Source organism: Limnohabitans sp. 2KL-3 (assembly GCF_001269405.1).
Taxonomy (GTDB): Bacteria; Pseudomonadota; Gammaproteobacteria; order Burkholderiales; family Burkholderiaceae_C; genus Limnohabitans_A.
Genome location: NZ_CXON01000003.1, coordinates 251,600 through 274,132, shown reverse-complemented (window position 1 = coordinate 274,132; position 22,533 = coordinate 251,600). Strand labels below are relative to the sequence as shown.

At 62.9% G+C, this 22,533-nt stretch carries 26 protein-coding genes; 14 read left to right on the top strand and 12 right to left on the bottom strand.

Features of this window, described 5'->3' with window-relative positions; translation table 11 throughout:
• The 3 genes from AMM41_RS05990 to AMM41_RS05980 all read right to left on the bottom strand — a co-directional run bounded on the left by AMM41_RS05990 (window position 1) and on the right by AMM41_RS05980 (window position 3,173).
• Window positions 1-1,179, bottom strand: a complete 1,179-nt coding sequence (locus AMM41_RS05990; RefSeq protein WP_089954475.1) for an efflux RND transporter periplasmic adaptor subunit — start codon at window positions 1,177-1,179, stop codon at window positions 1-3.
• 32 nt (window positions 1,180-1,211) lie between these two features.
• On the bottom strand, window positions 1,212-1,856 hold the full coding sequence (locus tag AMM41_RS05985; RefSeq protein WP_194944626.1) for a TetR/AcrR family transcriptional regulator: 645 nt from the start codon (window positions 1,854-1,856) through the stop codon (window positions 1,212-1,214).
• A gap of 129 nt (window positions 1,857-1,985) precedes the next feature.
• Window positions 1,986-3,173, bottom strand: a complete 1,188-nt coding sequence (locus AMM41_RS05980) for an acyl-CoA dehydrogenase (protein ID WP_062403789.1) — start codon at window positions 3,171-3,173, stop codon at window positions 1,986-1,988.
• Between the two features lie 99 nt (window positions 3,174-3,272).
• Here AMM41_RS05980 and AMM41_RS05975 point away from each other — a divergent pair, with 99 nt between their 5' ends.
• The 7 genes from AMM41_RS05975 (at window position 3,273) to AMM41_RS05945 (ending at window position 9,573) form a co-directional block, all read left to right on the top strand.
• Complete coding sequence (locus tag AMM41_RS05975; RefSeq protein ID WP_089954462.1) at window positions 3,273-4,163, top strand: LysR family transcriptional regulator; 891 nt, start codon at window positions 3,273-3,275, stop codon at window positions 4,161-4,163.
• Between the two features lie 28 nt (window positions 4,164-4,191).
• Window positions 4,192-4,725 carry a peptide-methionine (S)-S-oxide reductase MsrA gene (gene msrA, locus AMM41_RS05970; protein WP_089954459.1) on the top strand — a complete coding sequence of 178 codons (534 nt, stop codon included), beginning with the start codon at window positions 4,192-4,194 and terminating at the stop codon, window positions 4,723-4,725.
• A gap of 83 nt (window positions 4,726-4,808) precedes the next feature.
• Complete coding sequence (locus tag AMM41_RS05965; protein ID WP_089954454.1) at window positions 4,809-5,048, top strand: hypothetical protein; 240 nt, start codon at window positions 4,809-4,811, stop codon at window positions 5,046-5,048.
• A 25-nt stretch (window positions 5,049-5,073) separates the two neighbouring features.
• The gene (locus AMM41_RS05960; RefSeq protein WP_089954449.1) at window positions 5,074-5,496 is read left to right on the top strand and encodes a DUF2946 family protein; all 423 of its coding nucleotides are present in this window, start codon (window positions 5,074-5,076) and stop codon (window positions 5,494-5,496) included.
• Between the two features lie 78 nt (window positions 5,497-5,574).
• Window positions 5,575-7,584, top strand: a complete 2,010-nt coding sequence (locus AMM41_RS05955; RefSeq protein ID WP_089954445.1) for a TonB-dependent receptor — start codon at window positions 5,575-5,577, stop codon at window positions 7,582-7,584.
• A gap of 82 nt (window positions 7,585-7,666) precedes the next feature.
• Complete coding sequence (locus AMM41_RS05950) at window positions 7,667-8,623, top strand: AEC family transporter (RefSeq protein ID WP_089954441.1); 957 nt, start codon at window positions 7,667-7,669, stop codon at window positions 8,621-8,623.
• 44 nt (window positions 8,624-8,667) lie between these two features.
• Window positions 8,668-9,573, top strand: coding sequence for an alpha/beta fold hydrolase (locus AMM41_RS05945; protein ID WP_089954436.1), 906 nt, complete (start codon window positions 8,668-8,670; stop codon window positions 9,571-9,573).
• A 6-nt stretch (window positions 9,574-9,579) separates the two neighbouring features.
• On the opposite strand, the gene pdxH is transcribed toward AMM41_RS05945, so the two are convergent.
• Both pdxH and AMM41_RS05935 read right to left on the bottom strand, forming a co-directional pair.
• Window positions 9,580-10,212 carry a pyridoxamine 5'-phosphate oxidase gene (gene pdxH, locus AMM41_RS05940; protein ID WP_089954432.1) on the bottom strand — a complete coding sequence of 211 codons (633 nt, stop codon included), beginning with the start codon at window positions 10,210-10,212 and terminating at the stop codon, window positions 9,580-9,582.
• Window positions 10,213-10,234: 22 nt separating this feature from the next.
• A complete protein-coding gene (locus AMM41_RS05935; RefSeq protein WP_089954429.1) occupies window positions 10,235-10,861 on the bottom strand; it encodes a gamma-glutamylcyclotransferase in 627 nt (208 codons plus the stop codon).
• Between the two features lie 51 nt (window positions 10,862-10,912).
• On the opposite strand from AMM41_RS05935, the gene AMM41_RS05930 reads away from it, so the two are divergent.
• The 3 genes from AMM41_RS05930 to eda all read left to right on the top strand — a co-directional run bounded on the left by AMM41_RS05930 (window position 10,913) and on the right by eda (window position 13,861).
• Entirely contained in the window at window positions 10,913-11,146 is a 234-nt protein-coding gene (locus AMM41_RS05930; RefSeq protein ID WP_089954425.1) for a hypothetical protein, read from the top strand.
• A gap of 235 nt (window positions 11,147-11,381) precedes the next feature.
• The gene (gene edd / locus AMM41_RS05925; protein WP_089954422.1) at window positions 11,382-13,223 is read left to right on the top strand and encodes a phosphogluconate dehydratase; all 1,842 of its coding nucleotides are present in this window, start codon (window positions 11,382-11,384) and stop codon (window positions 13,221-13,223) included.
• Window positions 13,214-13,861 carry a bifunctional 4-hydroxy-2-oxoglutarate aldolase/2-dehydro-3-deoxy-phosphogluconate aldolase gene (gene eda, locus AMM41_RS05920; RefSeq protein WP_089954417.1) on the top strand — a complete coding sequence of 216 codons (648 nt, stop codon included), beginning with the start codon at window positions 13,214-13,216 and terminating at the stop codon, window positions 13,859-13,861. Before edd ends, eda begins: the two co-directional genes overlap by 10 nt.
• A gap of 377 nt (window positions 13,862-14,238) precedes the next feature.
• Here the strand turns inward: eda and AMM41_RS05915 are convergent, their stop codons facing one another.
• Genes AMM41_RS05915 through AMM41_RS05900 form a run of 4 tightly spaced genes read right to left on the bottom strand, consistent with a single transcriptional unit; the run spans window position 14,239 to window position 16,723 of the window.
• Window positions 14,239-14,916: an SDR family oxidoreductase gene (locus AMM41_RS05915; RefSeq protein ID WP_089954413.1), complete on the bottom strand. Its 678-nt coding sequence runs from the start codon at window positions 14,914-14,916 to the stop codon at window positions 14,239-14,241.
• 18 nt (window positions 14,917-14,934) lie between these two features.
• Window positions 14,935-15,345, bottom strand: coding sequence for a lactoylglutathione lyase (gene gloA / locus AMM41_RS05910; RefSeq protein WP_089954409.1), 411 nt, complete (start codon window positions 15,343-15,345; stop codon window positions 14,935-14,937).
• Window positions 15,342-15,914, bottom strand: a complete 573-nt coding sequence (locus tag AMM41_RS05905; RefSeq protein WP_089954405.1) for a PaaI family thioesterase — start codon at window positions 15,912-15,914, stop codon at window positions 15,342-15,344. The genes gloA and AMM41_RS05905 overlap by 4 nt, the downstream gene beginning before the upstream one ends.
• Before the next feature lie 14 nt (window positions 15,915-15,928).
• Entirely contained in the window at window positions 15,929-16,723 is a 795-nt protein-coding gene (locus AMM41_RS05900; RefSeq protein WP_089954402.1) for an SDR family NAD(P)-dependent oxidoreductase, read from the bottom strand.
• Between the two features lie 222 nt (window positions 16,724-16,945).
• On the opposite strand from AMM41_RS05900, the gene AMM41_RS05895 reads away from it, so the two are divergent.
• The 4 genes from AMM41_RS05895 to AMM41_RS05880 are packed head-to-tail and all read left to right on the top strand — an operon-like array spanning window position 16,946 to window position 19,894.
• Window positions 16,946-17,323 carry a VOC family protein gene (locus tag AMM41_RS05895; RefSeq protein WP_089954399.1) on the top strand — a complete coding sequence of 126 codons (378 nt, stop codon included), beginning with the start codon at window positions 16,946-16,948 and terminating at the stop codon, window positions 17,321-17,323.
• The gene (locus AMM41_RS05890; protein WP_089954394.1) at window positions 17,320-18,198 is read left to right on the top strand and encodes a PA4780 family RIO1-like protein kinase; all 879 of its coding nucleotides are present in this window, start codon (window positions 17,320-17,322) and stop codon (window positions 18,196-18,198) included. Before AMM41_RS05895 ends, AMM41_RS05890 begins: the two co-directional genes overlap by 4 nt.
• A gap of 15 nt (window positions 18,199-18,213) precedes the next feature.
• Window positions 18,214-18,966, top strand: a complete 753-nt coding sequence (locus AMM41_RS05885) for a tRNA-uridine aminocarboxypropyltransferase (RefSeq protein WP_089954390.1) — start codon at window positions 18,214-18,216, stop codon at window positions 18,964-18,966.
• Between the two features lie 55 nt (window positions 18,967-19,021).
• On the top strand, window positions 19,022-19,894 hold the full coding sequence (locus tag AMM41_RS05880; RefSeq protein ID WP_089954387.1) for a pirin family protein: 873 nt from the start codon (window positions 19,022-19,024) through the stop codon (window positions 19,892-19,894).
• Between the two features lie 24 nt (window positions 19,895-19,918).
• On the opposite strand, the gene AMM41_RS05875 is transcribed toward AMM41_RS05880, so the two are convergent.
• The 3 genes from AMM41_RS05875 to AMM41_RS05865 are packed head-to-tail and all read right to left on the bottom strand — an operon-like array spanning window position 19,919 to window position 22,486.
• Complete coding sequence (locus tag AMM41_RS05875) at window positions 19,919-20,557, bottom strand: 2-dehydro-3-deoxy-6-phosphogalactonate aldolase (protein WP_089955280.1); 639 nt, start codon at window positions 20,555-20,557, stop codon at window positions 19,919-19,921.
• A 52-nt stretch (window positions 20,558-20,609) separates the two neighbouring features.
• Entirely contained in the window at window positions 20,610-21,518 is a 909-nt protein-coding gene (locus AMM41_RS05870) for a 2-dehydro-3-deoxygalactonokinase (RefSeq protein WP_089954384.1), read from the bottom strand.
• On the bottom strand, window positions 21,515-22,486 hold the full coding sequence (locus tag AMM41_RS05865; RefSeq protein WP_089954381.1) for a sugar kinase: 972 nt from the start codon (window positions 22,484-22,486) through the stop codon (window positions 21,515-21,517). Before AMM41_RS05865 ends, AMM41_RS05870 begins: the two co-directional genes overlap by 4 nt.
• Window positions 22,487-22,533 lie beyond the last annotated feature (47 nt).

Sequence of the window (22,533 nt, the reverse complement as noted above, 5' to 3'; positions counted from 1 at the left end):
TTATTTGGCTGCGCTGGCCGGCAAGGCCGAAGCGGCTGCAGGGGTTTGCGCTGACTTGGCGGGTGCGGTGAATTGGACTTGAACCCCTTCGCGCACAGCCCCCAAACTGCCCGCAAGCACTTGCGCCCCTTCGGACACGCCGGTCACCGCCACCAGGCTTTGGCGGTCACCCTCGCTGCGCACGCCGGGCTGCACCGTGATGTGGCGCACTTGGCCGTCTTGCACCACCTGCACATAAGGCTGGGGTTTGTCGGTGCGCACGCTGCTCACGGGCACGGCCAGCACTTGCATGGTTTGTGTGCCCAAACTGCCTTGGGCAAACAGGCCTTGGCGCAAGCCCTCGCGTCCGTTGATGCCCAGGTACACCACGATGCTGCGGCTGCCCATCTGGGCGCTGGGGTTGATGCGCAAAACTTTGGCTGACACCGGTTCGGCCACGCCCTCGACCTGCAGTTGCGCGGTCATGCCCACGCGCACGCGGCTGGCGTCTTCGGCCGTCAGGGCCGCTTCCAGCTCCAATTGCGACAGGTTGATGACCTCGACCAGCCGTGCCTCAATGGCCACGCGCTCGCCTGGCTGGGCCAGACGCTGCGCCACCACGCCCGTCAAGGGCGAGCGCAACGTGGCATCGGCCAGCGACTTGTTGGCCAGGTCCAGCGCCGCCAGCGCCGCCGCGTGTGTGGCCTTGGCTCCGTTCAGGCTGGCCTGCGAGGTGAGCAAAGCGGTTTGCGAGATGAAGCCCTGGTTCACCAGCGCCTGGTTGTTGTCAAACTGGCGCTGGGCAATGTCCACCTGGGCTTTGGCCGCATCGGCTTGCTGCTGTGCTTGGCGCACGCGGGCCTGGTATTCGCTGGGGTCGATGCGGGCGATGACTTGCCCGGCCTGCACGCGGTCGCCTTCACGCACGTTCAGCTCTTGCAGCTCACCGGCCACACGCGCCTTGACCACAGCGCTTTGGGTGGCTTTGAGGGGACCTGAAACCGCAATGCCCAAGCTCAGGTTTTGGGTTTGGGCGGTGAACACATCGGTGCGGGCCAGCTCAATGCTGGAGATGGCCGTGGCGACTGTGGTGGCTGTGGGGACGGGGGCTGCCTTGCGCTGGCTGTTCCAGCGAGCGCCAATCACCACGAGAGCGGCCACAGCCACAGCCGACAGAATCCAGAGGGTTGATTTTTTCATGGGAATAGGGGGCAAAAATCGGGGGTGATCGCTCAACCGAGGGCCAAGCCACGCATCAACAATTGGGCGTGTTGCGAAATGAAGGCTTCCGGGTCGATCTGTTCATGGTTGGGGCAGCACGGCCCCATGGAGTGTTTCCACATGACCAAAAACAGCAGGGGGGCCATGACCGAATGCAAGGCCAGCTCGACATTCACGAGACGAAACTCGCCTTGGCTGATGCCTTTTTGCAAGGCATTGCGCACCAAAGCGTGGCCAGGCTCGATGACTTCGGTGCGGTAAAACTGTGCGAGTTCGGGAAAGTTACTGGCCTCGCTCATCACCAGTTTGGAGATACCCGAGGCCTTGGTGTCGCCATAGCGGTGCCACCATTGCAGCATCATCCATTCCAGCAACTGGCCGCATGTGCCCTGAAAATGCGCCACTTCGGCGGCACCTTGGGCGACGGGCTCCACAACGCTGGCCCGCACCACGGCTTTGAACAGGTCTTCTTTGCTGGGAAAGTACAGAAACAAGGTGCCCTTGGACACGCCCGCCCGAGCAGCCACCTCTTCGACGCGGGTGGCGGCATAGCCTTTTTCCACGAACAAGTCCAAAGCCGCTTCGAGCAGTTCGCCCGGGCGGTCTTGTTTGCGGCGTTCGCGTTTGTGGGGCGGAAGGGTGTCGACGGGGTTCACGAAAATTTAATGACTGATTGGTTAGTAATGTACGTCTTGCACAGGTCTTCGTCAAGGCGCTAGCGCACGCTGGGCGACAACAAAAAAGGCTGCCCATGGGCAGCCTTTGGGGTGGTGGAAAGCCAAGCCTCAGTTCGAGAAAGCAGGAATCCCGGTGATCGCGCGGCCCAAAATCAGAGCATGCACGTCGTGTGTGCCTTCGTAGGTGTTGACCACTTCCAGGTTCACCAGGTGGCGGGCCACGCCGTATTCGGCGCTGATGCCGTTGCCGCCCATCATGTCGCGTGCCATGCGGGCGATGTCCAGGGCTTTGCCGCAGCTGTTGCGCTTGAGGATGGAGGTCAGGTCCACCGAAGCGGTGCCTTCGTCCTTCATGCGGCCCAGGCGCAGGCAGCCTTGCAGGCCCAGGCTGATTTCGGTCAGCATGTCGGCCAGTTTCTTCTGGATCAGTTGGTTGGCGGCCAAGGGGCGGCCAAACTGCTGGCGGTCCATCACGTACTGGCGGGCGCGGGCATAGCAGTCTTCGGCAGCGCCCAAGGCGCCCCAAGCGATGCCGTAGCGGGCGCTGTTCAGGCAAGTGAAGGGGCCTTTCAAGCCGCGCACTTCAGGGAAAGCGTTTTCTTCAGGGCAGAAGACTTCGTCCATGACGATCTCGCCGGTGATCGACGCGCGCAAGCCCACCTTGCCGTGCACAGCGGGGGCGCTCAGGCCTTTCCAGCCTTTTTCCAAAATGAAGCCGCGGATCTGGCCGCCGTCGTCCTTGGCCCAGACCACAAACACGTCGGCGATCGGGCTGTTGGTGATCCACATCTTGGCGCCGCTGATGCTGTAGCCGCCGTCCACCTTTTTGGCACGGGTGATCATGCTGCCCGGGTCGGAGCCGTGGTTGGGTTCGGTCAGGCCAAAGCAGCCGATCCACTCGCCACGGGCCAGCTTGGGCAGGTATTTTTGTTTTTGGGCTTCAGAGCCAAAGTCGTTGATGGGCAGCATCACCAAAGAAGACTGCACGCTCATCATGGAGCGGTAGCCCGAGTCCACGCGCTCGACTTCACGCGCCACCAGGCCGTAGCAGACGTAGTTGAGGCCTGCGCCGCCGTATTGTTCGGGGATGGTGGCCCCCAAAAGGCCCAGCTCGCCCATCTCGCGGAAGATGGCCACGTCGGTGGTTTCGTTCAGGAAAGCGTCTTTCACCCGGGGCAGCAGGCGTTCCTGGCAGTAGGCGCGGGCCGCTTCTTGCACCTGACGCTCGTCGTCGGTCAGTTGTGCGCTGAGGTTGAAGGGGTCTTCCCAGCTGAAGGTGTTTTTGGTGGTGGCCATGGTGGATGTCTCCTTGAAAAATCTTGTAGCCGATTGTCAGGCTGAGATGAATAGTTGTCTAATATCGATTGGCTATCCATTGATACATTATTTTAATTCATGGAATTTCGTCACCTGCGCTATTTTCTGATGTTGGCCGAAGAGCTGCACTTTGGCCGCGCGGCCCAACGCCTGTCCATCTCACAACCGCCGCTCAGCCTGAACATCCAGCAGCTCGAAGCCTCGGTGGGGGCGCAGCTGTTCACCCGCAACAGCCGGGGCGTGCAGCTCACGGCGGCAGGCCAGGCTTTTGTGCCCGCCGCCCGAGCCTTGCTGGCGCAGGCCAGTGCTGCAGCGCGTGAGGCGCGTGATGTGGCCGAGGGCCAGTCGGGCCAGCTGCACATCGGTTTTGCCGGGACCATGTTGTATTGCGGCCTGCCGCAAATCCTCAGCCGTTTTCAGACCAGCCACCCGCGTTTGCGCCTGGTGCTGCGCGAACTCAGCTCGTCCGAGCAGTTGTCTGAATTGCTGCGCGACCGGCTGGATGTGGGCTTTGTGCACACGCCTCGGGTGCCGCTGGGCTTTGAGCAGATTTTGGTGGCCAGCCAGCCCTTGGTGGCGTGTTTGCCCGCCAGCCACCCCTTGGCGAGGGCGGCCAGTGTGGCGCTGGCAGAACTGGCCGGGCAAGACCTGGTGGTGGTCTCCCGCACCGTTTCGCCCGACTACCACGAGCGCATCGTGATGCTGTGCGAACAGGCCGGCTGGATGCCGCAGGTGGTGCACGAGTTGCGTCATTGGCTGAGCGTGGTGTCTCTGGTCTCGCAAGGCCTGGGCGTGGCGCTGGTGCCGCAGGCCTTGCAGCAGTCGGCCCTGGCGGGCGCGGTGTTTGTGCCGCTGCGCGAGGTCGATGCCCGTTATGACACCCGCTGCCTGTGGCGCAGCGACCGAGACCAGACGGCGCTGGGGGACTTTGTGCAGGCGGTGCGGGGCGGGCTGCTGCCCCACGGATAATTCAATCCCTCTTCAACAAGGAATCCACATGATGCAAACCCTGGTTTTGGGCGGCGGCTGCTTTTGGTGCACCGAGGCGGTGTACGTCAAGGTGCGCGGCGTGAGCGACGTGGAGTCGGGTTATTGCAACGGTCAAACCGTCTCGCCCACTTATGAGCAGGTCTGCACCGGCCGCACCGGCCACAACGAAGTGGTCAAGCTCGAATACGACCCGGCGCAGGTCAGCACCCGCGAACTGCTGGAAATCTTTTTTGTGATCCACGACCCCACCACCTTGAACCGCCAGGGCAACGATGTGGGCACCCAATACCGCAGTGGCATCTACTTCACTACACCCGAGCAAGCCGAAGAGGCGCGAGCCATGCTTGCCGAGCTTGCGGCGGCGCGCGCCTTTGGCCAGCCCATCGTGACCGAGGTGCTGGCGCTGGCCAACTACAGTGCGGCTGAGGACTACCACCAAGACTTTTTTGAACGCAACCCCTACCAAGGCTACTGTATGGCCGTGGCCGCGCCCAAGGTGAGCAAATTCAAAAAGACGTTTGCGCGTCTGGTGCGTGAGTGACAATGTCGGCCTCGGGTATCGTCTGGTATCCCATCCGATCTTTCCTTTCACAATGTGGTTTACCCGATCACCCCCGCATCACCATGAACAAAATTGCCTTTTTTCTTGCCGCCATGAGCTTGTCTTGGAGTGCTGTGGCCCAACACAGCAAGAAGGAGGTCGAGCAGGACATCGCCCGTCACCGCGCCATGGCCGAGGCGCACGAGGCGGCAGCCAAATGCCTGGAGTCCGGCAAAAAACCGGATCAGTGCACCAAAGAGCTGCAAACCGCCTGCAAGGGCCTGGCGCTGGGCAAATACTGCGGCATGAAACACGCGCATTGATGCGCCGCTGTTCACCTGAGTTGTCATGAGTTTTTCGCGTTCACGCCTGCCTGTTTGTCTGCACACCCTGCTGGTGGCGGCCTTGCTGTGGGCTCCGCTGTGGGGGCAGTTGCACAACATTGGGCACGGCAGTGAGCATGTCAGTGAACGCGGGACTCGGCATGCGCTTTCGGCCTCCGGTGAGTTGCAAACGGCGCATGCGCATGCAGGGCAGGTGCATGGTGAACATTGGCATGCAGGGCCTTCGGATGCTTTGGGCCACGAGGCCGACGCCGATCTGTGTCGTCTGCTGGACCACCTGTCCCAAGCCGAACGGCTGAGTGCCCCTTGCTCACCCGGCCTGGCCCCGATGGTCGCCATGGCTCCCCCCATTTTTGGGGTGGCTTTTCCTCCGGACCAAGACCTCTGGTCCCCGGCGCAAGCCCGTGCGCCGCCTGCGCTGATTTGAATCCCTGATCTTGTCTGGCTGGCTTTCCGTCTGTGGCGGAAGGCGCTGGGCTGTTCCTGTTTTTCAAATCACATTGTCATGACTCATTCTTTTCAGCTTTCGGCCTTGGCTTGCGCCTGCGTGGCCACTTTGTCTTTTTCAAATGCTTGGGCGCAAAACGCCGCACCGGGTGCACCCGGTGAAATTGTCATCACCGGCAACCCCTTGGGCCGCGACATCACCACCGTGCCTGTCAGCACCATGGGCCGCGCCGACCTGCTCGAGCGCGGGCAAAGCACGTTGGGCGAAACCTTGAATGGTTTGCCCGGCGTGTCCAGCACCTACTTTGGCCCCAACGCCAGCCGCCCCACCATTCGCGGGCTCGATGGCGACCGCATCCGGGTGCTGAACAACAGCGCCTCCAGCCTCGATGCCTCGGCGCTGAGCTACGACCATGCGGTGCCACTCGATGTTTTGTCCACCGACCGCATTGAGGTGTTGCGCGGCCCGGCCGCTTTGCTTTATGGCGGCAGCGCCGTGGGCGGCGTGGTCAACGTGATCGACAACCGCATCCCACGCGCGCCGGTCTCGGGCGTGTTGGGCAAGGCCCAGCTGCAAGCGGGCACAGGCAACGACGAGCGCAGCGTGGCGGGTTTGGTCGAGGCGGGTAATGAGCGCTATGCCCTGCACCTGGACGCTTTTGACCGCCGCACCGGCGATGTGCGGGTGCCGGTGTCGCTCGATTGCACAAAACCCGGCTCGCCTGCCAACGCCCGGCGCATCTGCAACTCGGCCAGCACCGCCCGGGGTGGTGCTTTCGGGGCCAGCACCTTCTGGGACCACGGCTATTTGGGCGCGTCGGTCAACACCTACCAAAGCGATTACGGCACGGTAGCCGAAGACGAGGTGACGATTGGCATGAAGACCACCCGCTACGCGCTGGAGGGGCAAGTGCGCCAATTGTCGGGTTGGTTTGAGAGCGTTAAAGCCCGGCTGAGCCACACCGATTACCAGCACACCGAGTTTGAGGGGGGGCAAGCGGGCACCGTGTTTGCCAACAAGGGCCAGGACCTGCGCATTGAGGCGCGGCACCGCCCGGTGGCGGGGTGGCAAGGCGTGGTGGGGGTGCAGACCGAATCGAGCCGCTTTTCTGCGGTGGGCGATGAAGCCTTTGCGCCCTTCAGCCGCACACGCAGCCAAGCCCTTTTTGTGCACGAAGAGCGGCCCACCGCCTGGGGCCAAGTCACGGCCGGGGCGCGCTGGGAGTCGGTGCGGGTCGAATCCTTGGGCAACCCCGAGCTGGACCGTTTTGACGAGGGCATCGGGGCCAAAAAATTCACGCCCTTCAGTGTGGCCGCTGGGGCGGTGTTCAAGTTGTCGCCCACTTGGTCGATGACCGGCAATGCCGCCCTCACGCAGCGTGCGCCCAAAGATTACGAGCTGTTTGCCAACGGCCCTCATTTGGCCACCAACGCCTGGGAAATCGGCAACAAAGACCTGGGTCTGGAAAAGTCCAAGAGCCTCGATGCGGGTGTGCAGTGGAAGTCCGGCCCCAACAGTGCCAATGTGACGGCCTTTGCCAGCCAGTTTGCCAACTACATCGGCCTGATGAACACGCAGGACGTGGAGGACGACTTGCCCGTGCAGCGTTATCAAGGCGTCAAGGCCCAATTCAGAGGCCTGGAGGCCAGCGGCCGCCAGCGCCTGTGGCAGGGCGCTTCGACACTCGACCTCGATTGGCGTGCCGACACCGTGCGGGCCAGCAACACGAGCACGGGCGAGCCCTTGCCCCGCATCGCCCCCATGCGTGTGGGCGCGACCTTGGTGCACGGTCAAGGCCCCTGGAGCGCCAAGCTGGGGGCCGACTGGCATGCGGCCCAAAAGCGCGTGCCCGACGGCAGTGTGGCCACAGCTGCCTACACCTTGGTCAATGCCAGCGTGTCTTACCGCCAAAAGCTGGACACCACGGTGCTGAACTGGTTTGCCCGACTGGACAACCTGAGCGACCAACTGGCCTACAGCGCCAGTTCCATCCTCACGAGCACCGCGTTTGGCAAGTCGCCTTTGCCGGGCCGCAGTGTCAAGTTGGGGGTTCAGGCCACGTTCTGATGGGCTGCGTGGCGTCGCCCAAGTGGCGGCGCTACGTGGTTTCCCCTGCAGTGAGACAAAGGCAGGCCGGGATAATCCAGCCATGAACCTTGATCATCCCGTTCTTTCTTCGCTTTTGCCGGTGGTGCTGCTGATTTTCATTGGCTTTGTCGCGGGCAAAGCCAAGCTGGTGCGGGGTGAGTCGGTGCGCGATTTGTCCAACCTGGTGTTTCTGGTGCTCACACAAGCGCTGCTGTTTCGCACCATGAGCAGCGTGCACATCGAGCAGCTCGATTTCAAGCCGGTGGCGCAATACTTTTTGGCGGCGGGCATTTTGTTTGTGGCCATGCTGTGGGCTTATGGCGGCAACAGCCGGGCCTCGGTGCTGGCGCTGGCTGGCATTTTCAGCAACACCTTGATGATCGGTGTGCCCCTGATCGGTCTGGCCTATGGCCAAGAAGGTCAGGTGCTGCTGTTCACCTTGATATCGCTGCATGCCCTGGTTTTGCTCAGTGCCGCCACGCTGGTGCTGGAGTTGCAAGTGGCGCACGAGCAAGCCACTTTGTCGGGCGAGCGCCGTCCGGTTTGGCGCACCGTGGCTTCGGCCGTGCGCAACGCCATCATTCACCCCGTGCCTTTGCCGATTTTGCTGGGCTTGGCCTACGCCCAAACCGGCTGGGGCTTGCATCCCGTGGTAGACCGTCCCCTGGCTTTGCTGGGCAGCGCCTTTGGCCCCATCGCCTTGGTGCTGGTGGGCATCACCTTGTCGCAAACGCCTGTGGGGCGGCAGTTCACATCGGCCCTCAAGCCGTCGCTGGTGAAAACTGTGCTGCACCCGGCGCTCATGCTGGCGGTGGGCTGGGCACTGGGCCTGCGTGGCTTGCATTTGTCGGTCATGGTTGTGGCGGCGGCTTTGCCCATTGGGGCCAATGTGTTCTTGTTCTCTCAGCGCTACCGCAAGGAAGAAGACACGGTGACGGCTGCCGTGGCCGTGTCCACACTCATTTCCATGCTGGGCATCTCGCTGACCATGGCCTTGCTGGCCGTGCTGCCGGTTTGATCCAGGGGTTCTCTCGCGCTGAGCGCATGCCCTAACATCAGGCCATGAACACACCTTTGCCCCCCGCGCTCCCAGCTGAACTTCATCACCTCAGTGGGGCCAGTGGTCGTCTGGCTGTCTATGCGGGCGGCTTGGGGCCACCCGTGTTGCTGGTGCACAGCGTCAACGCCCTGGCTTCGGCGGCCGAAATCCGTCCCCTGTTTGAGGCCCTGCGCCAGGACCACAGTGTCTATGCGCTGGATTTGCCGGGCTACGGCCTGTCTGATCGCCTGCCGCGTGCTTATTCGGTGGCTGACATGTGCGCCGCCATTCTTCAGGTCGCGCAATGGGTGGCACAGCGGCACCCCGGCCAGCCGCTGCAAGCCGTGGGGGTGTCGCTGTCGTGCGAGTTTGTAGCCCGCGTGGTCCAGCAGTCGCCGGACTTGTTGGCTGCCCTGACCTTGGTCAGCCCCACCGGCTTTCGGGGCGGCAAGTCGCTGCGCAAGCCCGAGGGCAGTACTTTTTTCATGGCGGGGTTTGACCAATTTTTGCGTCGCCCGGGGCCAGGCTGGGGCCGGTTTTTGTTCCGGCAGTTGTCACGGCCTTCGGTGGTGCGTTACTACTTGCAACGCACCTGGGGCGGCAAAGACATTGACGAAACGCTGTGGGCCTATGCCGTGCGCACGGCCCATGTGCCCAACGCCGAGCAAGCGCCTTTGTCGTTTTTGAGCGGGGGTTTGTTCAGCGCCGACATGCACAACGTGTACGAGAGCCTGCGCCTGCCGGTGTGGGTGGTGCATGGCACGCGGGGCGACTTCACCGATTACCGGGCGCTGGACCTGGTGCGCCATCGCCCCAACTGGCAGGTGACGGTGATGCAAGCCGGGGCCATGCCTTACTTTGAAGACATCGAGACTTTCATGGCGGGGTTCCGGGCGTTTGAGGCTGCGGCTTGCAAGCCATTGGCCTGACTTGTCTCAAGGCGCCAAGCGCTCCCTCAGCCACTGATCGCCGTTTTGCGTGTAACGCAGCCGGTCATGCAAACGGCTTTTGCGGCCTTGCCAGAACTGCCACTGGTCGGGCACCAGGCGGTAGCCGCCCCAGTGCGGTGGGCGTGGTGGTTTGAGCATGAATTGCGCGGCATATTTGGCGGCGTTGGTCACCAGCAGAGTGCGCCCCTCGATCACCTGGCTTTGCGGCGAGGCCCAAGCCCCGATGCGCGAATCGAGTGGGCGGCTGTGGAAGTAGGCGTCACTTTCTTCGTCGCTGACTTTCTCGACACGGCCTTCGATGCGCACCACGCGTTCGAGTTCAACCCAGTGAAACTGCAGCGCGGCAAAGGGGTTGCCTGCCAGTTCCTGGCCTTTTTGGCTGGCGTAGTTGGTGTACCAGACGATGCCGCGCTCGTCGTAGCCCTTGATCAGCACCACCCGCGTGCTGGGGCGCAGGTTGCTGGCCACGGTGGCCAAGGTCATGGCGTTGGGCTCGGGCACTTCGGACGCGATGGCTTCTTGCAGCCATTGCTCAAATTGCTGGAGCGGGTCCGCATGGGAGGCGTTTTCGTTGAGCTCGGCTTTTTCGTAGCTCTTGCGCAGGTCGGCGATGTTCATGGTGGTGAGTATAGGGATACGCTCAGTCGGCATAGCGCAGCAAGGCGGCCAGCGCCCGGTCTTCGATGCCGTGGGCCTGCAGACTGCTGTAGGTTTGCCGGGCATAGTCCAGCGTCGTGCCAAATCGCCCGCAGGCCTGCTTGAAAATTTGCCGGTAAGCGTCGGCTGGCAGCTGGCCGGTGAAGCTGGGGCTGCTGCGCGGCAGGGTAAAAGCCAGCGCCTGAACGGGGCCTTGTGGCGTGTTGCAAGGCAACCAGCTGGGGGTGTAGACGTCCATGGGCATTTCCCGCTCCCACAGCCGCACCAGCACCTCGTCGGCTTGTTCGCGGGCCACCCGATAGGCCACGCCCTGGCAGCTGCCGCCGGGCAACAAGGCAAACACCAGGCCGGGGCATTCGGGGCTGCCCCGGTTCAGGCGGCTCCACATTTTCAGGGCACGGTGCCAGCCCCAGACGCGGCTGATGTGTTGTTCTTGTGCTTCAAATTCGGGTCGCCACAGCAGCGAGGCATAGCCAAACACCCACAAATCCTGGCCTGCGGTTTGCGCTCTGAAGCGCTCAAGCAGGTCCGGTTTGAAGGATGTTGGCGTGATGTGGTGCCCTGGGTCCAGAACCTTGGTGTCTGGGCTTGTGGCGGGTGTGTCAGTCATGTGCAATCAGACCCCATTACAATCTCGCCACCATTTTCGGAGAAAAGAAACATGTCGACCCCTCAAGATGACAATCAACCTGTAGTGTGGGCCGTTTTGGTGGCCGTGATCGTGCTGGCCGTGGGCTTGGCCATTGGTTTTGGTTTGGCCAAAAGCAAAAAAGCCGCTCCTGCTGCACCCGCACCCGCTGCGGTGGCAGCGCCTGCTGCCGATGCCTCTGCCCCCGTCGCTGACGCTTCTGCACCTGCAGCGCCCCCCGCTGCTGATGCTTCTGCGGCCAAGTGATCGTGATGGCGCACTGAAAAAACCCGCTTCGGCGGGTTTTTTTTCGCGTGCAAGCAACCGTAAGCACAGCAGGGCTGGCTTTTCAAGAGAGGCGTTTTGGGGCCTTCAGCGGTCCATCGGCTGCTTGTCTTGCGGGTTGTACCCTGTCTGTAACCGAGAGATGGCGCCAAATGGCGGTAAGGCGGTTACCATCGGGCATGTAATTTAGTTACCACGCCTGACCCGGCGTCCAAACATGACCCTTCACCCGATTTTGATGGCGGTCACCACCCGCATCACCGAACGCAGCCGCCCGACCCGCCAGGCTTATTTGCAGCAGGTCGATGCCGCCGCCAGCCAAGACCCCGGTGCCCAGCGCCTGGGCTGTGCCAACGTGGCGCATGCCTTTGCCGCCATGCCCGAAGGCGACAAAGGCCGCGCCACCGCGCTCGACAAAATCAAAGTGGTGGCCCCGCGTGCGCCCAACATCGGCATCGTCAATGCCTACAACGATTTGCTGTCGGCTCACGCGCCGCTGCAGCATTACCCCGACCTGATCAAAGACGAGGCCCGCAAACTGGGTGCCACCGCCCAGGTGGCCGGGGGCGTGCCCGCCATGTGCGATGGCGTCACGCAAGGCACGCCGGGCATGGAGCTGAGCCTGTTCAGCCGCGATGTGATCGCCATGGCCACAGCTGTGTCGCTCAGTCATGACGTGTTTGACGCGGCCCTGATGCTGGGTGTGTGCGACAAGATCGTGCCGGGCCTGCTCATTGGCGCTTTGCAGTTTGGCCATTTGCCCACGGTGTTTGTTCCGGCTGGCCCTATGACCAGCGGCCTGTCCAACAACGAAAAATCCAAGGTGCGCGAGCAAGCGGCACTGGGTTTGGTGGGTCGCCCTGAATTGCTGGAAGCGGAGTCCAAGGCCTACCACGGCGAAGGCACCTGCACTTTTTACGGCACCGCCAACAGCAACCAGATGCTGCTCGAAGCCATGGGCCTGCATGTGCCCGGCACCGCCTTCATCAACCCCGGCGAAGGCGTGCGCCAAGACCTGACCCGCGAAGCAGCCCGCACCGTGCTGGCGCTGGTCAAGGACAAAAACTTCACGCCGATTGGCCGCTTGGTCGACGAGCGCTGCATCGTCAACGCCATGGTCGCCCTGCTGGCCACGGGCGGCTCGACCAACCACTTGATCCACTGGGTGGCGGTGGCGCGTGCGGCGGGCATCGTGATCGACTGGGACGACTTCTCGGCCTTGTCAGACGTGGTGCCGCTGCTCACCCGCGTGTACCCCAACGGCAGTGCCGACGTGAACCAGTTCCAGGCCGCAGGTGGCCCGGGCTATGTGATCCGCGAACTGCTCGATGCGGGCCTGATGCACGCCGATGTGTTGACTGTGCGCCCCGGTGGCCTGCGTGAATTCACCCGCATCCCGTCTGCCCAAAATGGCCAACTGGTCTGGCATGAGGCCGGTGCCAGCAAAGATGACACCGTGGTGCGCCCGGCGAGCAGCCCCTTCAGCGCCACGGGTGGCCTCAAACTTTTGCAAGGCAATCTGGGCCGCAGCGTGATCAAGATCTCAGCCGTGCCCGAAGCCTTGCATGTGATTGAAGCCCCGGCCCGCGTGTTCAACTCACAAGATGAATTGCAGCAAGCCTTCAAATCCGGAGAGCTCGACCGTGATGTGGTGTGTGTGGTGCGCTGGCAAGGCCCGCAAGCCAACGGCATGCCCGAACTGCACAAACTCACGCCGCCGCTGGCCGTGCTGCAAGGCAAGGGCTACAAGGTGGCGCTGGTGACCGATGGCCGCATGAGCGGTGCCTCGGGCAAAGTGCCTGCCGCCATCCACGTTTCACCCGAAGCCGCAGCCGGTGGTCCACTGGCCAAGGTGCAAGACGACGATTTGATCCGGATCGACGGCGTGTTGGGCACCCTGCATGTGCTGGTGAGCGAGGCCGAATGGGCCGCCCGCCCGCTGGCCCAAATGCCCGCCGAGCTGCGTGCCGCCAACGGTGTGGGCATGGGCCGTGAACTGTTTGCCAACCTGCGCCGCAACGCGCTCAAAGCCGAAGAAGGAGCCTGCACATGGCTGTGAATCTGAGTCAAAGTTTGACCGCCCTGCAAGTGATGCAGGACGCCCCCGTGATCCCCGTGATCGTCTTGAACGATGTAGCCCACGCCGTGCCCATGGCCCGCGCCCTGGTGGCCGGTGGCATCCGCATGCTCGAAGTCACGCTGCGCACGCCGCAGGCGCTGGCTTGCATGGAAGCCATTGCCAAAGAAGTGCCTGGTGCCGTGGTCGGTGCGGGTACCGTGCGCAGCCCAGCTGACGCAGCAGCAGCAGCCAAAGCCGGTGCCCGTTTCGCGGTCAGTCCCGGTTACACCCGCGCTGTGGGCCAGGCTTGCCGCGACCACGGTTTGTCATTGCTGCCCGGTGTGGCCACCGGCAGCGAAATCATGATGGCCCAAGAAGATGGCTACACCGAACTCAAATTCTTCCCGGCCATGCAGGCGGGCGGCCCCGCCATGCTCAAGGCCTGGAGCGGTCCGTTTTTTGATGTGAAGTTCTGCCCCACGGGCGGCGTGACCCCGGGCAATGCCGCCGAGTTTTTGAGCCTGCCCAACGTGGCCTGCGTGGGCGGCTCGTGGCTGGTGCCTGCCGATGCACTGGCCCAAGGCGATTGGGCTCGCATCGAGGCGTTGGCCCGTGAGGCGACTCAGCTGACACGTTGATTTGTAGGTCGGTACCTTCAGGTCCGATATGGCTTGTGCGCTACGGAAACTGGTCGGGGCTGAAGCCGCCGACCTGCAAATACCCCCGCAGGTCTTATGGATCCAGCCTTGTGAAGTTTGAAGTGAATGGCTTTGCTTGAGCACAGCGATCCGTGTGGGAGCCCCGCCCTCGGGGCGATGGGAGTGTTCTGCGCGGCTCTATCGCGGCGAGGGCGCCGCTCCCACAAAAGTGAGCACAGCGGTCCGTGTGGGAGCCCCGCCCTCGGGGCGATGGGTAGTGATCTGCGAGACTCTATCGCGACAAGGACGCGGCACTCACAAAAAGCGTTCTTGCAAACTTAATCGGGCCAAATCCATAACTTCTGCACCGTCACCTGTCAGCGCACGGCCCACCCGCCCGAGATCGGGAACACTTGCCCGACAAAGCAGCTGGCTGCATTGCTGCACAGGTAGGCCACAAAGCGGGCATCTTCTTCGGCCTTGACCAAGCGGCCCAGCGGCACTTCGCGTTTCAGGCGCTCCTGAAAACGTGGGTTGGCCTGCACCTCGGGTGGGAAATAGGTGGGGTTGTCGACAAAGTTTTGCGCCACAGCATTGAGCTGGATGTTGTCCGGGGCCAGCTCCACGCCGGCCGCTTGCACATAGGCCAGCTGTGCACCCCGCGCGGCGCTGTAGCTGGCGGCACGCTTCATGCCGCGCAAGGCCGAGGCGCTGCCCATGACCACGATCTTGCCGCCGCCCCGGGCCTTCATGCAGGGCACCACCGCCCGCACCAAGCGAGGCAGTGGGTCCACCATCACCTCAAACACTTGCCGCCACTCGGCTTCGTCAATTTGCGTGACAGGGGTGGACGGTGCAGGCAGCGCCAGGTTGATCACCAGCGCATCCAGCGGGCCAGCCGCCTCGATCACGGCCTGCGCGTCCAGCGGGTGGGTGAGCAGGCGCTCATCGGCGATCACTTCAGCGCCACAGGCCCGCAACTCGTGGCACAGGGCGGGCCCCATGAAATCTTGGGACTGGGTCACCAGGATGCGTTGGCCGGTCAGATCGATCATGTCTTGGCTCCGTTTTTTTCAGCGCAGTCCTTGTCCCGCTGCGTACTCGGCCCGTTGGATCAGCTCCACCTTGTAGCCATCGGGGTCGGTCACAAAGGCGATCACCGTGGTGCCGCCTTTGACGGGGCCGGCCTCGCGTGTGACTTTGCCGCCAGCGGCTTTGATCTTGTCGCAGGCGGCATAGGCATCGGGCACGCCCAGGGCGATGTGGCCGTAGGCCGTGCCCATCTCGTAGCTTTCCACGCCCCAGTTGTAGGTCAGCTCCAGCTCGGCATGGTCGGGGTTGTTGCCGTACCCGACAAAGGCCAGCGAGTATTTGTACTCGGGGTTTTCCGAGGTGCGCAGCAGTTTCATGCCCAGCACCTTGGTGTAGAAGTCGATGGAGCGCTGGAGGTCGCCCACGCGCAGCATGGTGTGAAGAAGTCTCATGGTTTGTTTCCGGTGGGTGATGGCATTTCAAAAACCAGGCAGGCCGTGCTGGCATGGGCGTACAGGGTGCCGTCGGGCCCGACGAGTCGGGCTTCGGCGGTGGCCAACTGGCGGCCGCAGTGCACCACCTGGCCAATGGCCCGCACGCGCTGCACTTTGGGGGTGAGGGCCTTGACGAGTTTCACGCTCAGATCGGCCGTGGTGTAGCCGCGCCCGGGCGGCATCATGGTGTGCACCGCGCAGCCCAAGGCCGAGTCGAGCAAGGTGGCAAACCACCCGCCATGCACGGTGCCCAGCGGGTTCATGTGGTTCAAGCCCGGTGCGCCCTGAAAAATCGCCTGGCCTGCGCTGACCTCGATCAGCACAAAGTCCAGGGTCTTGGCGATGCTGGCGTAGGGCAGTTCGCCACTCAGCAGGCCTTGCATGACTTGCAGGCCGGTTTTGCCAGCCACTTGGTCAGGCCGCGCCACACCAGGGCCAGCACCTGCATCCAGGCGTTGACGCACCACCTGTTCTTGGGCCAACCAGGTGTCGAGTAAAGAGGAGGATGTAGATGGAGAGGGGTTCACAAAATGGGTTTTCTTCAAACAGGCACGGTGTAGTTCAGCGCCATGCGTCCGCCATCCACGGTGACGATTTCACCGGTGATGTAGCTTGCCGCATCGCTGGCCAAAAAGGCAACCACCTTGGCGACTTCGTCCGGCTCGCCCAAACGCTTCATGGGTGTGCGCATCATGATTTTCTTTTCAGCCGCTTCGCTGGTCAGCACCGCCTGGCGGGCCAGTTCGGTGGCAATCGTGCCCGGTGCCACCGCGTTCACGCGGATGCCAAAGTCGGCCAGAGCCAGCGACATGGCTCGGGTCAGTTGGTTGATGCCGCCCTTGCTCACGTTGTAGCTGGCGATGTTGGGGATGGCCATCACGGCGTTCACCGAGCTCATGTTGACAATCGAGCCGCCCCCGGTGCTTTTCATGGCGCGGGCGGCGGCTTGGCCCATCAAGAACGAGCCCTTGATGTTGACGTTGATGACGGCATCAAAGTCTTCTTCGGTCACGTCCAGAAAATCGGCGGCTTTGAAGATGCCCGCGTTGTTGACCAGCACATCCAGGCGGCCAAAAGCCTGCAGCACATGGTTCACGAGCGCATCCACATCGGCTTTGCGCGACACGTCGCAGGCGATGAAGCCGGCGCTGTGACCTTCGCTGCGCAGCTCGGCGGCCACGGTGGCACCGCGCTCGCTGTTCACATCGGCCAGCACCACATGGGCACCTTCTGCCGCAAAGCGGCGGGCACAGGCCTCGCCAATGCCGTTGGCTGCCCCGGTGACGATGGCGACGCGGCCTTGCAAGCCGAATGAAAGCGTGTTCGATGGGGTCATGGGGGTCTCCTCAGGGGGCTCAAAGGTTGGTTGCGAAAGTTGCCATGCTGCCACAAGGGAGGTCCTTTTGTCGCACAAGCTCGTCGTGTGGCGGACAGCACCAACCCCCAGGACTTCAAAGGGGGTTTCAAAAAGGCCCCTGTGGTCGGCATGCCAAGCACGGGTATCAAGTACCATTGACCCCGATCATTCGCCCACCACCGGGTTTTCAAGGAGAACACAATGTTCAGTCACGTCATGGTCGGGGTCAAAGACCTCGAAGCCTCCAAAAAGTTTTACGACGCCGTTTTGGGCACTGTCGGCATTGCGCCCGGAATGGCCAACAACCAGCGCTACTTTTACCGCAGCCCGACCGGCACCTTTGGCATCACCACCCCCATCAACGGTGAAGCCGCCTCGGTGGGCAATGGCAGCACTTATGGTTTCAAGGCGACTTCGCCCGAGCAAGCGGATGCCTTCCATGCGGCGGGTGTGGCCCATGGTGGCGTGACCTGTGAAGACCCTCCAGGCTGGCGCGAAGGCGCTGCCGGCAAACTCTACTTGGCTTACCTGCGCGACCCCGACGGCCACAAAATCTGCGTCTTGCATCGCCCTGGATGAAGGCTCCCCCCCGGCTGCAGACCCTCGTGGAAGAGGGCCTGATCGACACCGTGGTGCGTCAGCTCATGAGTGGCAAAGAGGCCATGGTGTTCGTGGTCCGTTGTGGCGACGAGACCCGCTGCGCCAAGATTTACAAAGAAGCCACGCACCGCAGTTTTCGGCAAGCGGTGGACTACACCGAAAACCGCAAGGTCAAAAACTCGCGCTCGGCCCGCGCCATGGCCAAGGGCAGCAAGTTTGGTCGCCAGGAGCAAGAAGCCGCCTGGCAAAGTGCCGAGGTGGATGCGCTGTACCGCCTGGCCGCAGCCGGTGTGCGTGTGCCCAAACCGTTTAACTTTTTTGACGGCGTATTGCTCATGGAGCTGGTGACCGACGCCCATGGCGACGCGGCCCCGCGCTTGAACGATGTGGCCTTCACGCCCGAACAAGCCCTGCAACACCACGCCACCTTGATTGCCGAAGTGGTGCGCATGCTGTGCGCAGGTGTGGTGCATGGCGACTTGTCGGAGTTCAACATTTTGTTGGCCCACATTCCTGGTGAGGGCGACCAGCCCGGGGTGGACGAGCCCGTCATCATCGACCTGCCCCAAGCGGTGGACGCGGCCGGCAACAACCACGCCCAACGCATGCTGCTGCGCGACGTGGGCAATTTGCGAGATTTTTTCGGGCAATTTGCGCCCGCCTTGCTCAAGACCGAATACGGCCCCGAAATCTGGAGCCTGTACCAAGCAGGATTGCTCAGCAACGAGACGCCGCTGACGGGCCACTTCGAGCGTTCGACGGCCAATGTGGACATGCAGGCCGTGTTGCGAGAAATCGACGATGCGCGCGACGAAGAAGCAGCGCGACGTTTGCGCATGGCCACGGCGGTTTGAGGCTTTGCCAAGCCCATGCGTTTAACCCAGCCTGAGTTGGCTCCAGCGCCCCACGCCGTGTCGCGTCTGCGCACCGCCCGGCTGGCCCGCAGCGCCAAACCCTTTTTGGCCCGGGGCGGCATCAAGGGTGAGCGCTGCCCGGGCTGCCGCTTGGTGCTCAGCCACTGCCTGTGCGGCTTGCGGTCGGTGGTGCCCACCCATGCGGGCGTGTGTTTGCTGATGGCCGACATCGAGCCCCTCAAACCCAGCAACACCGGCTGGCTGATTGCCGACGTGGTGCCCGACACCTTTGCGTTTGGCTGGGCCCGCACCGAGGTGGACCCGGCTTTGCTGGCGCTGCTGGCCGATCCGCAGTGGCAGGCCTTTGTGGTTTTTCCGGGTGATTTTGTGGAGCCTGAGCGGGTGGTGCGAACGGTCCAGACCCCCGATGTGGGCAAGCGAGTCTTGTTCATCTTGCTGGACGCCACCTGGCCCGAAGCGCGCAAGATGTTCCGCAAAAGTCCCTATCTGGACAAGTTGCCGGTGCTGAGTCTGCACCCTGAGCAGATTTCAAATTACAAGTTGCGCCGTTCGCGCCGCGATGACCACTTTTGCACCAGCGAAGTGGCATCGCTGTGCCTCGATCTGGCAGGTGAAACCCATGCAGCCCACACGCTTCAGGCTTGGCTTGAGGTGTACACCCACCACTACTTGCAGTCCAAGCACCAGCTGCCACCTGACCTGGAAGGCGCGGCGCATTCACAATTACGTGGCTTGACCTTGGCCTGAATTCGGCCTGAAGTCGACCGGAACCCGAGCCCCTGAATTTGCACAAGGAACCCCCATGTCCAACACCCCAGATACCGTCAAGCTGCCCCGCACTGTGGAGCGCCTGGTCACCGGCCAGGCCACGTCAGACGGCGCAGGCGTCAAGCTGAGTCGCATCCTTACCCAAGATTTGCAGCACCGGCTCGACCCGTTTTTGATGCTCGACGCCTTCGGCAGCGACAAGCCTGACGACTATATAGCAGGCTTTCCGGACCACCCCCACCGGGGTTTTGAAACCGTGACCTACATGATCGCCGGGCGCATGCTGCACCGCGACAGTGCGGGCAACGAAGGCCTTCTGCAAAACGGTGGCGTGCAATGGATGACCGCAGGCCAAGGCGTGATCCATTCTGAAATCCCGCAGCAAGCCGACGGCGTGATGGAGGGCTTTCAGCTCTGGTTGAACCTGCACAGCAGCGAGAAGATGAAGGCGCCGTGGTACCGCGATTTTCAGAACGACCAGCTGCCGCAGTTCCAGACGCCCGAAGGCGTGGCCGTGACGGTGATTGCCGGGGCCAGCCACGGCGTGCAAGGCGCGGTGAGCCGCAGCATCACCCAGCCGATTTATCTGGACGTGCACATGCCCGCAAGCTCACGTTTTGAGCAAACACTGCCCGCCGGGCACAACGCCTTTGTGTACGTGTACCGGGGCGAGGTGCGCATCGCAGGGCAGGCCGTGCCTCTGCAGCGCATGGCCATTTTGAAAAACACGCCGCAGGCCGATGGCGTGGTGATCGAAGCCAGTGCCGATGCCAAACTCATCTTGGTCGCGGGCCAACCGCTCAAAGAGCCCATCGTGCAATACGGCCCGTTTGTCATGAACACCAAGGAAGAGATTTACCAGGCCTTGGCGGATTTCAGGGACGGGCGTCTGGGCGAGAAGGCCTGAATTTTCGAGGCACTGGACCCAGGCTCAGCCCCTGAAGGCCTTCACAAAGGCCTGGGCCTGCTGTTGAACCGCTTGCGCCGAACGCCCCGGCGCGTACAAGGCCGATCCCAAACCAAAACCTGAAGCGCCTGCTGTGCGGTAAGCCGCCATGTTGTCGGGCGTGATGCCGCCCACGGGCATGAGGGCGGCCGATTTGGGCAGCACGGCCCGAAGCGCTTTGACGGTGGCGGGTGAAATCATCTCGGCCGGAAAAAGTTTGAGGCCGTGCGCACCGGCATCGAGTGCGGCAAAGGCTTCGGTGGGCGTGGCCACACCGGGCAGCACCACCATGTTCAAGGCCAGGGCTTGCGCCACCACGGCGGGGTTGAAGTTGGGTGCCACAACCAAACGGCCACCCGCAGCGTGCACGTCTTTGACCTGCTGCGCGTTCAGCACCGTGCCAGCGCCGATCAGGGTTTGCGGAAAAAGCTTTGTCAGGGCGGCGATGCTCTGCAAGGGCTCGGGCGAGTTGAGTGGCACCTCGATGATGACAAAGCCGCTGCTGACCAGCGCCTCGCCGATGGCCGGTGCTTCAGCAGGGGTGAGGCCGCGCAGGATGGCGATCAAGGGCAGTTGGGCCAGGGCTTGTGCCAAGGCGTGGGCGGGTTGGGTGGTGGATGTCATGGTGAGGTATTGGGTAGGAGCGGCGCCCTCGCCGCGATGGAGCGTTTGAAAATCAGCATGCCGATGCCAGCGCAAACAAGCCCGCCCAAGTGGCCTCGGACCCTCGGCTTTGGCATGGAATGCGCAGGTGCTGCAGGGCCAGGGTGTAGCGCAGGGTCAGGGCTTCGCTGCCGATCAAAATCACCGGCTCGGTGTGGGCTGATGCCGTCTGGTGGCGCAGCTCTTCTCCGATCAGCAAGCCCGATAAATAACTGGGCAATTGGGCCGCGCTCAGGCGTTCAAACAGGCCCAGTGTGCGCACCGCAAACAGGTGGTGCAACACACTGCCGCTTTGCTGGGTTTGCTGGATTGTGTCCACGCCTTGCAAAAAAACCGCTTCGTCAAAAGCGCCCTGCAGGTCCATCGTCTTGCCCAAAATCGAGTGCTGGCTCATCAGCGCAAACACCTCGCCGGTCATGAAGGTCTGGAATTGCGTGACGCGCCCGCCTTGCACCTGCACCCATTTGCTGTGGGTGCCGGGCAGCACCAGCGTGGCGCTGTCGCGGCCCGCCATGTGCAATGCCCCAAAAATTTGCACCTCTTCGCCGCGCATCACATCGGGTGTGTTCAGGGCGTCTGCACCCAGGCAGCTCAGGCCTGGGACCAGGGCGATTCGTCCGGGCTGCAGCCACAGCAGGTGCTGGCCCAATTCGGCAAAGCCTGCGGGGCAGGGGCAGTAGGGCGCTTCTTGCCAGCCCTGGCGGCTGCCCGCCATGCCCGAGATCAGGCACAGCGCTCCCGGCGCTTGCATCCAGTCGCCAAAGAATTCTTGGAACACCGCTTCAAACTGGCCGGGCGGCACGGTGAGGATGCCGCGTGGAAATTCACGGGATTCGAGCACCTGGCCGCTGACACCGAGCCGCGCACCGCGCAGCGAAGAGGTGCCCCAGTCGATGGCGATCAAGGGTCTTGTGCTGCTCATGCTGTTGCGCCTTTCGATGAAGTGTTCAACACCTTCAGCACGGTCTCGCGTGTGGGCAGGGGGCCGACCGCACCGAAGCCCTGCACCGACAGGGAGGCGGCGGCGTTGGCGTAAGTGGTGGCGGCCCAGAGGTCGTCGCCCGCTGACAAACGCGCCAACAGGTTGCCTGCAAAACAGTCGCCCGCGCCCGTGGCGTCGATGGCCGTGACCGCATGGCCTGGCAGGCGTTGCTGGTTTTTGCCGTCGCTGGCCAGCGCCCCGTCGGCCCCCAGTTTGAGCACCACCTGCGCAGCACCCTGGGCATGGCTCCAGGCGATGATGTCGGCCGCTTGGGTGAGGTCGGTGAGTGCGGTCATGTCTTCCAGGCTGGGCAAAAACAGATCACACAGACTCACCCCATGGCGGATGCAGGCCTGCGCCCGGGCCAGGGGCCACAGCGACAAACGCAGGTTGGAGTCCAGCGCCACCCGCGTGCCCACGCTGCGGGCGTGCTGCATGGCCGCAAACGCAATGTCGCATGCCGAGGCGGAAATGGCCAAAGAGATGCCCGACAGGTGCAGCCACTGGCTGTGGGCGATTGAATCGGCCCAATGCGTCATGTCTTGTGGCTGCATGCGGCTGGCGGCCGAGCCTGCACGCGCATAGCTGAAGTGGTGGCCTTGTGCGTCGTGGCTCACAAAGTACATGCCGGTGGGCGCTTGGGTGTCGCGCACCACGGTGGTGGTGTCCACGTTTTCGCGCTGCCACAGGTCCATCAGGCGATCACCCCAGCGGTCGGTGCCCAGACGCGTCAGGTAGGCCACACGCGCTCCGGCGCGGGCCGCGGCAATGGCGGCGTTGCTGGTATCGCCGCCAAAGCCTTGTTGGTAGAGCGGGGCGTCGTCGGCCTGTTCATGAGGCCGCTGGTTGAACTCGACCATGGCTTCGCCAAGCGCCACGATGTCCAGGGTTTTGTTGGGGTGGGTCATGTCAAAAAAGGGCGACGGGGCTGAAGTGAATTCGGGGGTGGAGGTGG

Bases quoted from the DNA above. Each gene is read 5' to 3' on its own strand.
- pdxH (WP_089954432.1), bottom strand. From the start codon at position 10,212: ATGAACATCGCCGACCTGCGCAAGAGCTACGAAAAAGCCGAGCTCAAC.
- edd (WP_089954422.1), top strand. From the start codon at position 11,382: ATGACCCTTCACCCGATTTTGATGGCGGTCACCACCCGCATCACCGAA.
- AMM41_RS05975 (WP_089954462.1), top strand. From the start codon at position 3,273: ATGGAATTTCGTCACCTGCGCTATTTTCTGATGTTGGCCGAAGAGCTG.
- AMM41_RS05870 (WP_089954384.1), bottom strand. From the start codon at position 21,518: ATGAGCAGCACAAGACCCTTGATCGCCATCGACTGGGGCACCTCTTCG.
- AMM41_RS05900 (WP_089954402.1), bottom strand. From the start codon at position 16,723: ATGACCCCATCGAACACGCTTTCATTCGGCTTGCAAGGCCGCGTCGCC.
- AMM41_RS05955 (WP_089954445.1), top strand. From the start codon at position 5,575: ATGACTCATTCTTTTCAGCTTTCGGCCTTGGCTTGCGCCTGCGTGGCC.
- AMM41_RS05895 (WP_089954399.1), top strand. From the start codon at position 16,946: ATGTTCAGTCACGTCATGGTCGGGGTCAAAGACCTCGAAGCCTCCAAA.
- AMM41_RS05960 (WP_089954449.1), top strand. From the start codon at position 5,074: ATGAGTTTTTCGCGTTCACGCCTGCCTGTTTGTCTGCACACCCTGCTG.
- AMM41_RS05880 (WP_089954387.1), top strand. From the start codon at position 19,022: ATGTCCAACACCCCAGATACCGTCAAGCTGCCCCGCACTGTGGAGCGC.
- AMM41_RS05890 (WP_089954394.1), top strand. From the start codon at position 17,320: ATGAAGGCTCCCCCCCGGCTGCAGACCCTCGTGGAAGAGGGCCTGATC.
- AMM41_RS05885 (WP_089954390.1), top strand. From the start codon at position 18,214: ATGCGTTTAACCCAGCCTGAGTTGGCTCCAGCGCCCCACGCCGTGTCG.
- AMM41_RS05980 (WP_062403789.1), bottom strand. From the start codon at position 3,173: ATGGCCACCACCAAAAACACCTTCAGCTGGGAAGACCCCTTCAACCTC.
- AMM41_RS05990 (WP_089954475.1), bottom strand. From the start codon at position 1,179: ATGAAAAAATCAACCCTCTGGATTCTGTCGGCTGTGGCTGTGGCCGCT.
- AMM41_RS05950 (WP_089954441.1), top strand. From the start codon at position 7,667: ATGAACCTTGATCATCCCGTTCTTTCTTCGCTTTTGCCGGTGGTGCTG.
- eda (WP_089954417.1), top strand. From the start codon at position 13,214: ATGGCTGTGAATCTGAGTCAAAGTTTGACCGCCCTGCAAGTGATGCAG.
- AMM41_RS05875 (WP_089955280.1), bottom strand. From the start codon at position 20,557: ATGACATCCACCACCCAACCCGCCCACGCCTTGGCACAAGCCCTGGCC.
- AMM41_RS05935 (WP_089954429.1), bottom strand. From the start codon at position 10,861: ATGACTGACACACCCGCCACAAGCCCAGACACCAAGGTTCTGGACCCA.
- AMM41_RS05945 (WP_089954436.1), top strand. From the start codon at position 8,668: ATGAACACACCTTTGCCCCCCGCGCTCCCAGCTGAACTTCATCACCTC.
- AMM41_RS05865 (WP_089954381.1), bottom strand. From the start codon at position 22,486: ATGACCCACCCCAACAAAACCCTGGACATCGTGGCGCTTGGCGAAGCC.
- AMM41_RS05915 (WP_089954413.1), bottom strand. From the start codon at position 14,916: ATGATCGATCTGACCGGCCAACGCATCCTGGTGACCCAGTCCCAAGAT.
- gloA (WP_089954409.1), bottom strand. From the start codon at position 15,345: ATGAGACTTCTTCACACCATGCTGCGCGTGGGCGACCTCCAGCGCTCC.
- AMM41_RS05930 (WP_089954425.1), top strand. From the start codon at position 10,913: ATGTCGACCCCTCAAGATGACAATCAACCTGTAGTGTGGGCCGTTTTG.
- AMM41_RS05965 (WP_089954454.1), top strand. From the start codon at position 4,809: ATGAACAAAATTGCCTTTTTTCTTGCCGCCATGAGCTTGTCTTGGAGT.
- msrA (WP_089954459.1), top strand. From the start codon at position 4,192: ATGATGCAAACCCTGGTTTTGGGCGGCGGCTGCTTTTGGTGCACCGAG.